This is a genomic window from uncultured Serinicoccus sp. (assembly GCF_947487915.1).
Taxonomy (GTDB): Bacteria; Actinomycetota; Actinomycetes; order Actinomycetales; family Dermatophilaceae; genus Ornithinicoccus.
This window is the reverse complement of the sequence record NZ_CANKYH010000004.1, coordinates 197,055-212,062: the sequence shown is the minus strand read 5'-3', so window position 1 is coordinate 212,062 and position 15,008 is coordinate 197,055. Positions and strand designations below refer to the sequence as shown.

Here is a 15,008-nt window from a genome sequence, read left to right as displayed (position 1 = left end):
GCGTGCGCATCTCCCGGGCCCTGGCCACCCTCACCGCCGCGCTGGTGCTGACGTCCTGCAGCGGCGGCGACCCGGCCACCACACAGGTGGCCCCCACCACCGAGGAGCGCGACGCGGCGACCTCGTCCGCGAGCGCACCGGCGACGACCGACGACACCGCCGCCACCGGCTCCGCCGATGCCGGGGCCGCCACGAGCAGCGCGCCCGCGGGGGACGCCTCGGCCCGCACCGGGTCCGCGACGACGCCCTCCACGGCGACGGCGGCGGAGCGGACCTCGACCGCACCCGAGAGCTCTCCCCTGGGCAGTGGGCCCGTGACCATCCTGCTGGTCGGGACCGACTCGCGGGACCCCTCCTCGATGGGTGGACACTCCGACACCATCATGCTGCTCCACCTGCCGGCCGACCGCGAGGACGTCGCGCTCATCTCGCTCACCCGCGACATGTGGGTGGACATCCCGGGGCTCGGCCAGGGGAAGATCAACTCGGCGTTCGCCCGGGGCGGCACCGACACGCTGCTCGCCACGGTCTCCGACCTGCTCGGCGGGGTGGAGATCGACTACGTCCTGCAGTCCAACTTCCAGGGTTTCATCAACCTCACCCGGTGGCTGGAGGGTTTCGAGGTCGACAACCAGCACGCCTCGTCGGTGGTGGTCGGCTCCACCGGTCGGGAGGTCGTCTTCGAGGAGGGCGAGATCTGGCTGGAGAACACCGACGGGCTGATCTACGCCCGGCAGCGCCAGACCCTGCCCCTGGGTGACCTGGACCGCACCGAGCGTCAGCGGGCGGTGCTCATCGGGATGATGGAGCGGCTGCAGGAGCGCCTCGAGGAGGACCCTCAGGACTTCCCGGAGCTGGTGGCCAACCTGCGCGACAACGTCAAGGTGACCGGTGACCTCGACGTCGCGGACTTCGTCGCGCTCGCCCCGCTGCTCACCGAGCTCGACCCCGAGGACACCATCTCGCTGATGGTGCCCATCACCGGCTTCGACATGATCCAGGGCCAGTCGGTCAACATCGTGGACCGGGAGCAGACCGCGGCGCTGGGGCAGGCCGTCCGGGAGGACTCGATCGAGGCCTACGTCGAGCGCTGGGGAACGGGCTACGCCCCCGGAGGATGACGCAGGAGCGCCGGGGGCAGGACCGCCCCGGGCGGCGTCAGCCCACGAGCTGCACCCAGGTGTCGTAGCCGATCCTCAGGACGAAGGCCACGAGGACCACCACGAAGAAGACCCGCACGAACCTGCTGCCCCGTGACACCGCCACCCTGGCACCGAGATAGCCTCCGACGACGTTCGAGGCGCCCATGAGCAGCCCGACCGACCAGATGACCGCCCCCTGCGGCACGAAGACGGCCAGTGCCGCGAGGTTGGTGGCGAGGTTGGCGATCTTGGCCTTGGCGCTCGCCTCGAGGAACCCGTACCCCAGGATGCTGACGAGCGCGAAGACGAAGAACGAGCCCGTTCCGGGCCCCAGCGCCCCGTCGTAGGCGCCGACCACCAGCCCGATGAGCACGGCCCACCCCAGGTGCCGGCGCCTCGAGTGGGCGAAGCGCAGCGCCTGCATCTGCCCCATCGACGGCTTCATGAGCGTGTAGGCGCCCACCACCACCAGGACGACCAGGATGAGGGGGTTGAAGGCGGCTTTCGGGATGTGGAAGGCGAGCGCCGCACCGGCCGCGCTGCCGCAGAGGGCGGCACCCGCCAGGGGGAGCGCGGTGCGCAGGTCGGGCCGGATGCGGCGCAGGTAGGTGAGGGAGCTGGTGGTGGTGCCGCAGATCGAGCCCAGCTTGTTGGTGGCCAGCAGCTGCACCGGGCTCGCGCCTGGCAGCGCGAGGAGCAGGGCGGGGAGCTGGACCAGCCCGCCGCCGCCGACCACGGCGTCGATGAACCCGGCCGCGAGGCCCGCGAGCGCGAGGAGGATCAGGACCCGTGGCTCCAGGTCGAGCGACGCCAGCACCGACGGGTCTGCGCTCAGCCCGGGGTCGGGGCCGTGCCCCGCACCTCGGCCAGCACCTCGGTGACGCCGGCCTCGACCGGCACCTCACGGCGCTCGCCGGACCGGCGGTCCTTCAGCTCCACGACCCCGTCGGCCAGGCCCTTGCCCACCACGACGATCGTCGGGACGCCGAGCAGCTCGGCGTCCTTGAACTTGACCCCGGGGCTCACCTTGGCCCGGTCGTCGAAGATCACCTCGAGGCCCTGCGCGGCGAGCTCGGCCACCAGACCCTCGGCGTGGTCGAAGACGGCCTGGTCCTTGCCCGTGGCGACGACGTGGACGTCGGCCGGCGCGAGCTCGCGGGGCCACACCAGACCGAGGTCGTCGTGCGTCGCCTCGGCGACGGCCGCCACAGCACGGGACACGCCGACGCCGTAGGACCCCATGGTCACGGTGACGAGCTTGCCGTTCTCGTCCAGCACCCGCAGGTCCAGCGCCTCGGCATACTTGCGGCCGAGCTGGAAGATGTGGCCCATCTCGATGCCGCGCGCGAGCGTGAGCGGGCCGGCACCGTCCGGGCTCGGGTCGCCCTCGCGGATCTCGCCGGCCTGGATGGTCCCGTCGGCGGTGAAGTCCCGGCCCACCACGAGGTCGAAGACGTGCTTGCCGTGCTCGTCCGCACCCGTCACCCAGGCCGACCCCTCGGCGACCGAGGGATCGAGGAGGTACCGGATGCCGGACTCGCGCTCCTCCCCCAGCACGCCGGGACCGATGTAACCCTTGGCCAGCATCGGGTAGGCGGCGAAGTCGGCCTCCTCGAAGGGCCGCCAGGTGGCGGGGGCGACCTGGGCCTCGAGCCGCTTGGCGTCGACCTCGCGGTCGCCCGGCAGCCCGATGGCGAGCGGCTCGGTGCTGCCGTCGGGGTGGGTCAGCAGGACGACGACGTTCTTCAGCGTGTCGGCCGCCGTCCAGGGCCGGCCGTCGGCCCGTGGGTGCAGGGCGTTGCCCTGGGCCACGAGCGTCGCGATGGTGGGGCTGTCGGGGGTGTCCTCGACGTGGGCCGCCGGGGTCGCCGCCACCGTGGCCTCGTCGACGGGCGGCGCCTGGGGCACCACGACCGCCTCGACGTTCGCGGCATACCCGGACTCCTCGCAGCGCACGAAGGTGTCCTCCCCCACCGGGCTCACGGCGAGGAACTCCTCGCTGGCCGAGCCGCCCATGGCCCCGGAGTCGGCGTGCACGACGACGTAGTCGAAGCCGAGCCGGTCGAAGATCCGGACGTAGGCCTCTCGGTGTCGCTGGTAGGCGGCCTCCAGGCCGGCGTCGCCGACGTCGAAGGAGTAGGAGTCCTTCATGACGAACTCGCGGCCGCGCAGCAGCCCGGCACGGGGCCGGGCCTCGTCGCGGTACTTCGTCTGGATCTGGTAGAGGGTGAGCGGCAGCTCCTTGTAGGAGCTGAACATGTCCTTGACCGCGAGGGTGAACATCTCCTCGTGCGTGGGCCCGAGCAGCATGTCGACGCCCTTGCGGTCCTGCAGCCGGAAGAGGTTCGGGCCGTACTCGGTCCACCGGCCGGTCGCCTCGTAGGGCTCCCGCGGCAGCAGCGCCGGGAAGGACAGCTCCTGGCCGCCGATGGCGGCCATCTCCTCGCGCACCACGCGCTCCACGTTGCGCAGCACCCGCAGCCCGAGCGGCATCCAGGAGTAGACGCCCGGCGCGGCGCGCCGGACGTAGCCCGCGCGGACGAGCAGCTTGTGCCCCGGCAGCTCGGCGTCGGCCGGGTCCTCGCGCAGGGTCCGCAGGAAGAGGGTCGACAGGCGCAGGGGGCGCGTCACGGCAGGGCACTCCTCGGTGGTCGGTGTGCAGGGGTATGCCGGTGTCCCGGCGCTACGAGGGTACCTGCCGGGGTCGGCGGGGCTCGACGGGATTTGGCGGCGGGCGCCCGCCGCGGCGACGGTGCGCCGGTCAGCGCCGGGTCAGCGGGTCGAGGCCACCTCGGCCACGCCCGCCAGCAGCCGGTCCACGTCGTCGGTGCTGGTGTAGGGCGCCATGCCCACGCGCACCCCGCCGGTCGACCCGAGGCCCAGCCGGTGGGACAGCTCCCAGGCGTAGAAGTGCGAGGCGGGGGCGTTGACTCCGAGCCCGGCCAGGTGGCGGTGCACCGCGGACGGCTCCACGCCCTCGAGGGTGAACAGCAGCGTCGGGGTGCGCCGGGCCGCCCGCGACCAGAGCGTCAGTCCCTCGATACCCCGCAGTCCCTCCTCGGTGCGCTCGCGCAGGGAGTCCTCGTGCTCCTCCACCGCAGCGAAGGCGCTGGTGAGGCGTTCTCCCCGGGAGGCCCCCTCGCCCCAGCCGGCGACGACGTCGACGGCTGCGGTGGCGCCGGCCAGCAGCTCGTAGGGCAGGGTGCCGAGCTCGAACCGCTCGGGCACGGCGTCGCTGGAGGGCACGAGCTTGTCGGGGCGCCACTCCTCGAGCAGGCCGGGGCGGGCGGCCAGGACCCCCAGGTGCGGCCCGAAGAACTTGTAGGGCGAGCAGGAGAGCAGGTCGACGCCCAGCGCCTCCCGGTCCACGCGGGCGTGCGCGGCCAGGTGCACGGCGTCGAGGTGCACCAGGGCCCCGGCCTCGTGGGCCGCGTCGGCGACGGCCCGCACGTCCGGTCGGGTCCCCAGCAGGTTCGAGGCGCCGGTCACGGCGACGAGCCGGGTACGCGTCGACAGCACCGTGGTGACGGCCTCGACCGGCAGCTCTCCGGTCGAGGGATCCACCTCGGCCCACCGGACCGTGGCGCCGACGGACTCGGCGGCGAGCACCCACGGGCGGATGTTGGCGTCGTGGTCCAGCGAGCTCACCACGACCTCGTCGCCGGGGCCCCAGTCCTGGGCGCGGGCGAGGGTGCGCGCCAGGTCCATGGTCAGCGCCGTCATGCTGCGCCCGAAGACGACGTCCCCCGGCTCCACCCCCAGCAGGTCGCCCAGCGCCCTGCGTGCCCCCTCGACGACGTCCGCGGCGCGCCGCTCGCTGCTGGTCACCACGCCCCGGTTGGAGATGGCGCTGGTGAGCGTGGCGGCCACCGCCTCCGCCACGGCCTGGGGCGTCTGCGAGCCGCCGGGGCCGTCGAAGAACGCGGTCCCGGACCGCAGTGACGGGAACTGGGCACGGACGGCGGCGTGGTCGAACGGCATACCGCCACCCTAGGCGGGGCCGGCACCTCAGCCGGCCCCGCCCGGCTCCTCAGAGGTATGCCGCTCCGGCGCCACCGGCCGTCGTGTGATGACATGGGGCGCATGACGCAGACCTCGTCCGCCACCGACCCGCACCGCTGGCTCGAGGAGGTCGAGTCGCCCGAGGCCCTGGACTGGGTGCGCGAGCGCTCGGCGGCCAGCGAGGACACGCTGCGCAGCAGCCCGGCCTTCCCCGGGCTGCACGACGGCATCCGGGACGCGCTCGAGGCCAGTGACCGCATCCCCCTCGTCGGCCAGGCCGGCGACCACCTCTACGGGTTCTGGACCGACGCGGAGCACCCCCGCGGGGTGTGGCGGCGCACCACCTGGGAGTCCTACCGCACCGAGGACCCGCGGTGGGAGGTGCTGGTGGACGTCGACGCCCTGGCGGAGGACGAGGACGTGCCGTGGGTGTGGCAGGGGGCGAGCCTGCTGCGCCCGGCGCACGACCGGGCCCTGGTGCACCTGTCCCGCGGCGGGTCGGACGCCGGCACCACCCGGGAGCTGGACCTCGCCTCCGGGCGCTTCGTCACCGGGCCCGAGGGCTTCGCCAAGCCCGAGGCCAAGGGTCGGCTGACGTGGCGGGACCGTGACCACGTCTACCTCACCACCGCCGACGACCCGACCGGCGCGACCCGTTCCGGCTACCCGCGGACGGTGCGGCTGTGGCGTCGCGGCACCCCGGTGACCGAGGCACAGGTCGTCCACACCGTGGGCGAGGAGGACCTCGGGGTGTTCGTGCACCACGACCAGGAGCGCGACCAGACCGTGCTCACCCGGGTCCCGGCCTTCTACCGCGAGGAGGCGCTCGTCCTGACCGCCGAGGGGGTGCAGGCGCTGGACCTGCCCGAGACGGCCTCGATCTCGGTGCACGGGGACCAGGTCGCCCTCGAGCTGCGCCACGCCTGGCGTCCGCGGCCCGGGCTGGAGTACGCGCCGGGCGCCCTGGTGGTCGCCCCGCTGGCGGCCGTGCTGGCGGACCCGGCCACGGCGCCGTGGACCTGCCTGGTCGCCCCCGACGAGCGCTCCGCCCTGGTCGGCCTCAGCTGGACCGCCCACCAGCTCGTCACGACCACCCTGCGGGAGGTGCGGCATACCGTCCAGGCGCACCGCAGGACCGCGCAGGGGTGGGTCACCACCGACCTCACCGACGCGCTGGAGGTCGGCCTGCGGACCGTGAGCCTGTCGGCGGTCGACGACCACGAGAGCGACGACCTGTGGGTCGTCACCACCGGCTTCCTCGACCCGATGACCCTCTCGCTGGCCCACCTCGAGGCGGGCGAGGGGCAGGATCTTCAGCTCGAGACCCTGCGGCAGGCGCCGCAGCGTTTCGACGCCACCGGCCTGGAGGTGACCCAGCAGTGGGCCACGTCGGCGGACGGCACCCGGGTGCCCTACTGGCAGGTGGGCCCCGCCGGGCTGCCCGGGGACGGCTCGACGCCGACGGTGCTGCACGGCTACGGCGGCTTCGAGCACGCCCTCACCCCCGCCTACGACCCCATCGTCGGCAGGGCGTGGCTGGCGCACGGCCACGTGCACGTCGTGGCCGGAATCCGCGGGGGCGGGGAGTTCGGGCCGCGCTGGCACCAGGGCGCCCTCCTGGAGCAGCGGCCCCGGGCCTACGAGGACTTCGTCGCGGTGGCCCGCGACCTCGTCGCCCGCGGCGTCACCTCCGTGCCCCGGCTGGGGACGACCGGTCGCAGCAACGGCGGGCTGCTCGTGGGCAACATGCTCACCGGCTACCCGGAGGACTTCGGGGCGATCGTCTGCCAGGTGCCGCTGCTCGACATGGGGCGCTACCCCCACCTGCTGGCCGGGGCCTCCTGGATGGCGGAGTACGGCGACCCCGACGACCCCGAGCAGTGGGAGTGGCTCCAGACCTTCTCGCCCTACCAGCGCTTCGACCCGCATCGTCCGACCCCGCCGGTCTACCTCGCGACCTCGACCCGCGACGACCGGGTGCACCCTGGTCACGCCCGCAAGATGGCGGCGCTGCTGGAGGAGCACGGTCGCGACGTGACCTACTGGGAGAACACCGAGGGTGGGCACGGAGGTGCCAGCACCGCGGCCCAGTGGGCGACCTGGCACGCCCTGGCGTGGGCCTTCCTGCACGAGCGCCTCACCGGCTGAGGACCGCCACGAGGGCGCTCAGAGCAGGACCGTGGCGAAGGTGTCCGTCTGCACCATCCCGACCCGACGGTAGGTCGCGAGGGCCGGGGTGTTGAAGTCGTTGACGTAGAGGGTGACGACCGGGGCGATGTGCCGGATGGTGTGCTCCACCACCGAGGCCATCGCGGGCGCCGCCACGCCCTGACCGCGCCAGCGCGGGTGCACCCAGACCCCCTGCACCTGCGCCACCCCCAGCGCCACCGAGCCGAGGTCGGCCTTGAAGACGACCTCGGCGTCCTCCACCCGCACCAGCGTGTGCCCCTGGTCGACGAGGCCGGCCACGGCGCGGCGGTATGCCGTGGCGTTGCCGCGGTAGGGCGGGTAGCCGATCTCCTCGGTGAACATCGCCGCGGCGGCGGGGAGCACCAGGTCGACCTCCTCGGGGCGCGCCGGCCGCACCTGCGGGTCCAGCGGCACGCCGACCTCGCTCGGCAGGGCCTGCATCGTCATCACCGGCTGGTTGCGGCGCACCTCGCGCGGCTCGCCCCAGTGACGGCGCAGCCGGCCCCACAGGTCCAGCACCTGGTCGGCCGGGCCGAAGACCGAGCTCGCGGTCGCGCGGCGCTTGACCACCGCCCCCGCCAGCGCCCCCAGGGCCCGCGGGCTGGCACCGACCGGGACCACGTTGGCCGCGCACCAGCACAGGGCGTGCTCACCGCCGGCCTCGTAGCCGTAGAGGGGTCCCCGGGTGCCGACGAGCCCGCTCTCCCGGATGCGCGCCGCGACGAAGACGTTGCTCACCGGGTCCTCGGCGCACACGTCGAGGGCGCGCCGGGCGTCCTGCAGACCGTAGGCGCGCACGCTCGACGTCCCGGAGCCGAGGGTGCGCAGCATGGTCCCAGCCTGCCCCACCCGCGGCGCTCGTGCGACACGGGCCCGCACGGCGCCCGCGACCAGCCCCGACGACCGGGGGCGTGCCCTTGCGGGACAGGTCCAGGCAGGGCAGGATCGGAGGGCACCACGGGACGTCCACCACCGGAAGGCCACCATGCAGCCTCGCCCACTCGACCCCGCCAGCCGCGAGCAGGCGATCCAGGCCCTCAAGGAGTCGGGTGCGGGCGGCCGACCGCTCGACGTGCTGGTCATCGGGGGTGGGGTCACCGGGGCGGGGGTCGCGCTCGACGCCGCCACCCGCGGACTGTCCACGGTCATCGTCGAGGCGCAGGACTGGGCGTCGGGCACCTCCCAGTGGTCCACCAAGCTCGTGCACGGCGGCCTGCGCTACCTGCAGATGCTCGACTTCAAGCTGGTGCACGAGGCGCTGACCGAGCGCGGCCTGCTGCTCAAGACCCTGGCCCCGCACCTCGTCAAGCCGATGCCCTTCCTCATCCCCCTGGAGCACCGGGTGTGGCAGCGGGCCTACTACGGCGCCGGGGTGACCCTCTACGACGTGCTGGCCAACATCATGCCCGGGCGGCGTGCCCTGCCCATCCACCAGCACACCACCCGCGGCGGACTGAGCAAGCAGTTCCCCGACCTGCGCCACGACACGGCCATCGGTGCGGTCAAGTACTACGACGCGACCGTCGACGACGCCCGGCTCGTCTCCACCCTGGTCCGCACCGCCCACACCTACGGCGCGCGGGCCGCGAGCCGCACCGAGGTCGTCAGCATCGTCAAGGACGAGCACGGCAAGGCGATCGGCGCCGAGCTCGTCGACCTCGAGACCGGTGAGCGCTTCGAGGCCCGGGCAGAGCACGTCATCAGCTGCACCGGCGTGTGGACCGACGACGTGTCCGGGCTGGCCGACACCGACGGCGGCCTGAACGTGCTGGCCTCCAAGGGCATCCACCTCGTCATCCCCCGCGAGCGCATCCAGGGCAGCTCGGGCCTGTTCCTGCAGACCGAGAAGTCGGTGCTGTTCTTCATCCCCTGGTCGCGCTACTGGATCCTGGGGACCACCGACACCCCCTGGGAGCTGGACCGGCAGAACCCGGTGGCCACCGCGGCGGACATCGACTACGTGCTCGAGCATGCCAACGCCGTGCTCAAGACGACCCTCACCCGGGACGACGTCGTCGGCTGGTATGCCGGCCTCCGCCCGCTGCTGCAGCCGGGCACCAAGGAGGGCACGGACTCGGCGAAGGTCAGCCGGGAGCACACCGTCGCCAGCCCCGTGCCCGGGCTCACGGTCATCGGGGGTGGCAAGCTCACGACATACCGGGTCATGGCCAAGGACGCCGTGGACTTCGCGCTCGGCGGCCGCGCCGCGGACCTGCCCTGCGTCACCGACCAGATCCCGCTGCTCGGCGCGGTCGGCGAGGCCGCCATGCGGCACCGGATGCCGGCCCTGCGCGAGCAGTACGGCTGGAGCGAGCAGATGACCGACCACCTGCTCCACCGCTACGGGTCGCTGGTGGAGGAGCTGCTCGAGCTCATCGGCGCCGACCCCTCCCTGGCCCGCACCCTCGAGCACTCCAGCGCCTACCTGCGCGCCGAGGTCGCCCACGCCTGCCGGACCGAGGGGGTGCTGCACCTGGAGGACCTCATGATGCGCCGCACCCGGCTCATCTACGAGGCACCCCGCAAGGGCCTGGACACGGTCCCCGAGATCGCCGAGATCGCCGCAGCCGAGCTGGGCTGGGACGAGCAGACCAAGCAGGCCGAGATCGAGGCCTACACCGCCCGGGCGGAGGCGGAGATCGCGGCCGCCGCCGAGCCGGACGACGAGAGCGCCGCCCGGGTCAGGGACCACCTCGGTGAGGTCGCCCCGCTCCAGGCGATGGGGGCGGGCAAGGACGCCTGACCCCCGGGGTCCCGGACGCCCGTCCGGACCCGTGAGCACAGAAAGGATCCTGCGACGTGGGAGAGATCTTCATCTCAGAGGTGCTCGGCACGATGATGCTGCTGCTCTTCGGCTGCGGTGTGGTGGCCAACGCCATCCTGCCCAAGACCAAGGGCACCGGGGGCGGCGCGAGCGCCGCCTGGCTGCTCATCAACTTCGGCTGGGGTCTCGGCGTCTTCGCCGGTGTCTACACCGCCTACAAGTCCGGGGCGCACATCAACCCGGCGGTGACCGTGGGACTGTGGGCCAACGGGTCCGAGTTCTTCCCGGGCAACCCTGATGCTGGTCTGGCGGCCGTCGAGGCCACCTTCGGCAACGCCATGGTGTACTTCGGCGCCCAGATGCTGGGCGCCTTCCTCGGCGCCGTGCTCTGCTGGCTGGCCTACAAGCAGCACTTCGACGCCGACGGCGACCCGGCCGCCAAGCTCGGGGTCTTCTCGACCGGGCCGGAGATCCGCAACTACGGCTGGAACTTCGCCACCGAGGTGATCGGCACCTTCGTCCTGGTCTTCGTCGTCATCATGTTCGGCAACACCCCGTCCGGCCTGGGCCCGTTGGCCGTGGCCCTGCTCGTCGTCGGCATCGGCGCCAGTCTCGGTGGCCCGACCGGTTACGCCATCAACCCGGCCCGTGACCTCGGCCCGCGTATCGCCCATGCCGTCCTGCCCATCCCGGGCAAGGGCACCAGCGACTGGGGCTATTCGTGGGTGCCCGTCGTGGGCCCGCTCGTGGGTGGCGTCCTTGCCGGACTCATCGCCGCGATGTACGGGTGAGACCACACGGCATACCTCGGCACACAGCGACCGCACCCCACCCCATCCACAACGACGTGAAGGAGCGCATCCATGGCTGACTACGTCCTGGCGATCGACCAGGGAACCACCAGCACCCGTGCCATCGTGTTCACCAAGAGCGGTGAGATCCACTCGGTCGGGCAGAAGGAGCACGAGCAGATCTTCCCCAAGGCGGGGTGGGTCGAGCACGACCCGGCCGAGATCTGGCGCAACACCAAGGAGGTCATCGGCACCGCCCTGGGCAAGGGGGGTGTCGGCAACGACGAACTGGCGGCCATCGGCATCACCAACCAACGGGAGACCGCGGTGGTGTGGGACAAGAACACCGGCGAACCGGTCTACAACGCCATCGTCTGGCAGGACACCCGGACCGACAAGGTCGTCGCCGAGCTGGCGGGTGACGACGGTGCGGACAAGTACAAGCACATCTGCGGGCTCCCGCTCGCGACGTACTTCTCCGGCCCCAAGGTGAAGTGGATCCTCGACAACGTCGACGGCGCGCGGGAGCGGGCCGAGGCCGGTGACCTGCTCTTCGGCACCACCGACAGCTGGACGCTCTGGAACCTCACCGGCGGCACCGAGGGCGGCGTGCACGTCACCGACGTCACCAACGCCTCCCGCACCATGCTCATGGACCTGCAGTCCCTGAGCTGGTCCGAGGAGGTGGCCTCGGACATGGGCATCCCGATGTCGATGCTGCCCGAGATCAAGTCCTCGGCGGAGGTCTACGGCGAGAGCACCAAGCTGCACGTGCCGATCGCCGGCATCCTCGGCGACCAGCAGGCCGCGACCTTCGGGCAGGCCTGCTTCGAGAAGGGCATGAGCAAGAACACCTACGGCACCGGCAACTTCATGCTGCTCAACACCGGGACCGAGATCGTGCCCAGCGAGAACGGCCTGCTGACGACGGTGTGCTACAAGATCGGCGACCAGGACGCGGTGTATGCCCTGGAGGGCTCGATCGCCGTGACCGGCTCGCTGGTGCAGTGGCTCCGGGACAACATCGGTCTCATCTCGGAGGCGCCCCAGATCGAGGAGCTGGCCAAGCAGGTCGACGACAACGGCGGCTGCTACATCGTGCCGGCGTTCTCGGGTCTCTTCGCGCCGTACTGGAAGGACGACGCCCGTGGCGCGATCGTGGGCCTGACCCGCTACGTCAACCGCAACCACGTCGCCCGGGCCGCCCTGGAGTCGACCGCCTTCCAGACGCGGGAGGTCGCGGACGCGATGAACGCCGACTCCGGCGTCGACCTCACCGAGCTGCGCGTCGACGGCGGCATGGTGGCCAACGAGACCCTCATGCAGTTCCAGGCCGACATCCTCGGGGTCGACGTCGTGCGTCCCAAGGTCGCTGAGACGACCGCGCTCGGGGCGGCGTACGCCGCGGGCATCGCGGTCGGATTCTTCAGCGGCGAGCAGGACGTCATCGACAACTGGGAGGAGGGCCAGCGCTGGAGCCCCCAGATGAGGGACGCCGAGCGTGACCGTCTCTACCGCCAGTGGAAGAAGGCCGTGACCAAGACCTTCGACTGGGTGGACGACGACGCCGAGGCCGCCGAGGAGGCTGCCGAGGAGGCCGGGAGCGCCTGACCGGCATCAATTCGGTCACGATCCGGCCCGGGTGAGCAGGTCTCGCCCGGGCCGGACGTATGGTGCGCCCATGAAGAACTCCATCCTTCCCGTGATCGGCGCCGCCACCCTGGCGTTCACCCTGGCCGCCTGCGGCTCCGACGACTCCGGCAGCGACGCCGGCGGGGGCGAGGCGGCCGGCGCCGACCTCGACCTCGTGACCGAGGGCACCCTGACCGTCTGCTCCGACGTCCCCTACCCCCCGTTCGAGGACTTCGACGAGTCCTCCGACTCGGGCTTCACCGGCTTCGACGTCGACATCGTCAGCGCGGTGGCCGAGGGCCTGGACCTCGAGCTCGAGATCAAGGACTCCTCCTTCGACGCGCTGCAGTCCGGCCTGGCGCTCAACTCGGGGGACTGCGACCTGGCTGCCTCCGCCATGACGATCACCGAGGAGCGCCAGGAGAACCTCGCCTTCTCCGACGGCTACTACGACTCCCAGCAGTCCCTTCTCGTCCCCGCCGACTCCGACATCGCCGGGATCGACGACCTCGCCGGGCGGACCGTCGGCGTGCAGCAGGGCACCACGGGTGAGGCCTACACCCAGGAGAACGCCCCGGACGCGACCATCACCGCCTTCCCCAGCAACGCCGAGCTGTTCCAGGCCATCCAGGCCGGGCAGATCGACGCGATCCTGCAGGACCTGCCGGTGAACATCGACAACGCCGAGAACGGCGACTTCGAGGTCGTCGAGGAGTACTCCACCGACGAGACCTACGGCCTGGCCATGCAGCAGGACAACACCGCCCTGGTGGAGGCCGTGAACGAGCAGCTGACCGAGCTGCGCGACAACGGGGAGTACGACGAGATCTACGACTCGTACTTCAGCACCGAGGACTGAGCCGACGCCAGATGGGCTCACTGACCCGCACGCAGCGACAGCGAGCCGTACGGCTGACGCTGTACGCCCTCTTCGTCCTCCTGGCCGTCGCCTTCGTGCTCGTCGCGGACTGGGAGGCCATCTCGTCGAGCTTCTTCCTCGTCGAGGGCTTCACCGGCACCTGGCAGGACTTCGTGTTCGTGGGAGCACGCAACACCATCCTCTACACGATCATCGCCTTCGTCGGCGGCTTCGTGCTGGCGATGGTTCTGGTGCTCATGAAGCTGGCACCGGTCGCGCCCTTCCGCTGGCTGGCGACGGTCTACATCGAGCTCTTCCGCGGCCTTCCCGCGCTGGTCGTCATCCTCTTCATGGCTCTCGGCGTCCCGATCGCCTTCGGGTGGCGACCGCCCGGCGGCACGATCGGCGCCGGCCTGGTCGGGCTCATGCTGGTGGCCGCCGCCTACATGGCCGAAACCATCCGGGCCGGTATCGAGGCGGTCCCCAAGGGGCAGACCGAGGCGGCGCGGTCGCTCGGCATGAGCGGTCCCTGGACGATGGCCACCGTCGTCATGCCCCAGGCGCTGCGTATCGTCATCCCCCCGCTGACCAACGAGCTGGTCATCCTCATCAAGGACACGTCCCTGCTCTTCGTCGTCGGCATGGCGGCCAACGAGAAGGAGCTCACCACCATGGCGCGTGACTTCATGGCGAGCGGCCCGTCAGCCGGCACGGCGACCAGCCTCGTCTTCGCGTGTCTGATGTACCTCGCGATCACCCTGCCGCTCACCCGCGTGGTGGCGTGGCTCGAGCGCCGACAGAAGAGGTCCCGCTGATGACGACCCGGCTGCACCCGACCAAGGAGGTGGACCACGGCGCCCCGGCGATCGAGGTCCGCGACCTGCACAAGTCGTTCGGCGACAACCACGTCCTCACCGGCATCGACTTCCACGTCAACTCCGGTCAGGTCGTCTGCGTCATCGGCCCGTCCGGCTCCGGCAAGTCCACGCTGCTGCGGTGCGTCAACCGGCTGGAGGAGCCGACCTCGGGTCAGGTGCTCATCGAGGGCATCGACATCACCGACCCCGAGACCGAGCTCGACGCCGTCCGGTCCCGGATCGGCATGGTGTTCCAGCAGTTCAACCTCTTCAGCCACATGACCGTCCTGCGCAACCTCACCATCGCCCAGCAGCGGGCGAAGAAGCGCAGCCGCACGGAGGCCGAGGAGATCGCCCGCGGCAACCTCGACCGGGTCGGGCTGTCGGACAAGGTCGACGCCTACCCGGCCCACCTGTCCGGGGGCCAGCAGCAACGCGTGGCCATCGCCCGGGCGCTGTCCATGGACCCGGACATGATGCTCTTCGACGAGCCCACCTCGGCGCTGGACCCCGAGCTGGTCGGCGACGTGCTCGACGTCATGAAGACGTTGGCGGGCGAGGGCATGACGATGATGGTCGTCACCCACGAGATGGGCTTCGCCCGGGAGGTCGGCGACAAGCTGGTCTTCATGGCCGACGGCGTCATCTGCGAGGAAGGTGACCCCCGCGAGGTCCTCGCGAACCCGCGCGAGGTGCGCACCCAGGAGTTCCTCTCCAAGGTCCTCTGACCGCACCCGGGCGCCCGACCTCGCCCGGCAGCCCGGCAGGCGC

At 71.8% G+C, this 15,008-nt stretch carries 12 protein-coding genes; 8 read left to right on the top strand and 4 right to left on the bottom strand.

Going from position 1 to position 15,008, the window contains the following annotated elements; all coding sequences use genetic code 11:
- The first annotated feature begins 2 nt into the window (after positions 1-2).
- Positions 3-1,121 (top strand): LCP family protein, encoded by a 1,119-nt coding sequence (locus Q0795_RS06370; protein WP_298888036.1) that lies wholly within the window; start codon positions 3-5, stop codon positions 1,119-1,121.
- Between the two features lie 37 nt (positions 1,122-1,158).
- On the opposite strand, the gene Q0795_RS06365 is transcribed toward Q0795_RS06370, so the two are convergent.
- From Q0795_RS06365 to Q0795_RS06355, 3 genes are all read right to left on the bottom strand, one after another.
- On the bottom strand, positions 1,159-1,959 hold the full coding sequence (locus tag Q0795_RS06365; protein ID WP_298888034.1) for a TSUP family transporter: 801 nt from the start codon (positions 1,957-1,959) through the stop codon (positions 1,159-1,161).
- A gap of 14 nt (positions 1,960-1,973) precedes the next feature.
- The gene (locus tag Q0795_RS06360; protein WP_298888032.1) at positions 1,974-3,773 is read right to left on the bottom strand and encodes a proline--tRNA ligase; all 1,800 of its coding nucleotides are present in this window, start codon (positions 3,771-3,773) and stop codon (positions 1,974-1,976) included.
- Between the two features lie 141 nt (positions 3,774-3,914).
- Positions 3,915-5,123 carry a cysteine desulfurase-like protein gene (locus Q0795_RS06355; RefSeq protein WP_298888030.1) on the bottom strand — a complete coding sequence of 403 codons (1,209 nt, stop codon included), beginning with the start codon at positions 5,121-5,123 and terminating at the stop codon, positions 3,915-3,917.
- 102 nt (positions 5,124-5,225) lie between these two features.
- Here Q0795_RS06355 and Q0795_RS06350 point away from each other — a divergent pair, with 102 nt between their 5' ends.
- On the top strand, positions 5,226-7,292 hold the full coding sequence (locus Q0795_RS06350; RefSeq protein WP_298888028.1) for a prolyl oligopeptidase family serine peptidase: 2,067 nt from the start codon (positions 5,226-5,228) through the stop codon (positions 7,290-7,292).
- An 18-nt stretch (positions 7,293-7,310) separates the two neighbouring features.
- On the opposite strand, the gene Q0795_RS06345 is transcribed toward Q0795_RS06350, so the two are convergent.
- Positions 7,311-8,165 carry a DUF4081 domain-containing GNAT family N-acetyltransferase gene (locus Q0795_RS06345; protein WP_298888026.1) on the bottom strand — a complete coding sequence of 285 codons (855 nt, stop codon included), beginning with the start codon at positions 8,163-8,165 and terminating at the stop codon, positions 7,311-7,313.
- A 154-nt stretch (positions 8,166-8,319) separates the two neighbouring features.
- Between Q0795_RS06345 and Q0795_RS06340 the strand changes: the two genes are divergently transcribed.
- The 6 genes from Q0795_RS06340 to Q0795_RS06315 all read left to right on the top strand — a co-directional run bounded on the left by Q0795_RS06340 (position 8,320) and on the right by Q0795_RS06315 (position 14,965).
- Positions 8,320-10,077 carry a glycerol-3-phosphate dehydrogenase/oxidase gene (locus Q0795_RS06340; RefSeq protein ID WP_298888025.1) on the top strand — a complete coding sequence of 586 codons (1,758 nt, stop codon included), beginning with the start codon at positions 8,320-8,322 and terminating at the stop codon, positions 10,075-10,077.
- A 56-nt stretch (positions 10,078-10,133) separates the two neighbouring features.
- Complete coding sequence (locus Q0795_RS06335; RefSeq protein WP_298888023.1) at positions 10,134-10,889, top strand: MIP/aquaporin family protein; 756 nt, start codon at positions 10,134-10,136, stop codon at positions 10,887-10,889.
- A gap of 72 nt (positions 10,890-10,961) precedes the next feature.
- Positions 10,962-12,500: a glycerol kinase GlpK gene (gene glpK, locus Q0795_RS06330; protein ID WP_298888021.1), complete on the top strand. Its 1,539-nt coding sequence runs from the start codon at positions 10,962-10,964 to the stop codon at positions 12,498-12,500.
- 70 nt (positions 12,501-12,570) lie between these two features.
- Positions 12,571-13,380, top strand: coding sequence for a basic amino acid ABC transporter substrate-binding protein (locus tag Q0795_RS06325; RefSeq protein ID WP_298888019.1), 810 nt, complete (start codon positions 12,571-12,573; stop codon positions 13,378-13,380).
- Between the two features lie 11 nt (positions 13,381-13,391).
- Positions 13,392-14,195 carry an amino acid ABC transporter permease gene (locus Q0795_RS06320; protein ID WP_298888017.1) on the top strand — a complete coding sequence of 268 codons (804 nt, stop codon included), beginning with the start codon at positions 13,392-13,394 and terminating at the stop codon, positions 14,193-14,195.
- The gene (locus Q0795_RS06315) at positions 14,195-14,965 is read left to right on the top strand and encodes an amino acid ABC transporter ATP-binding protein (RefSeq protein WP_298888015.1); all 771 of its coding nucleotides are present in this window, start codon (positions 14,195-14,197) and stop codon (positions 14,963-14,965) included. The genes Q0795_RS06320 and Q0795_RS06315 overlap by 1 nt, the downstream gene beginning before the upstream one ends.
- Positions 14,966-15,008: the final 43 nt, after the last annotated feature.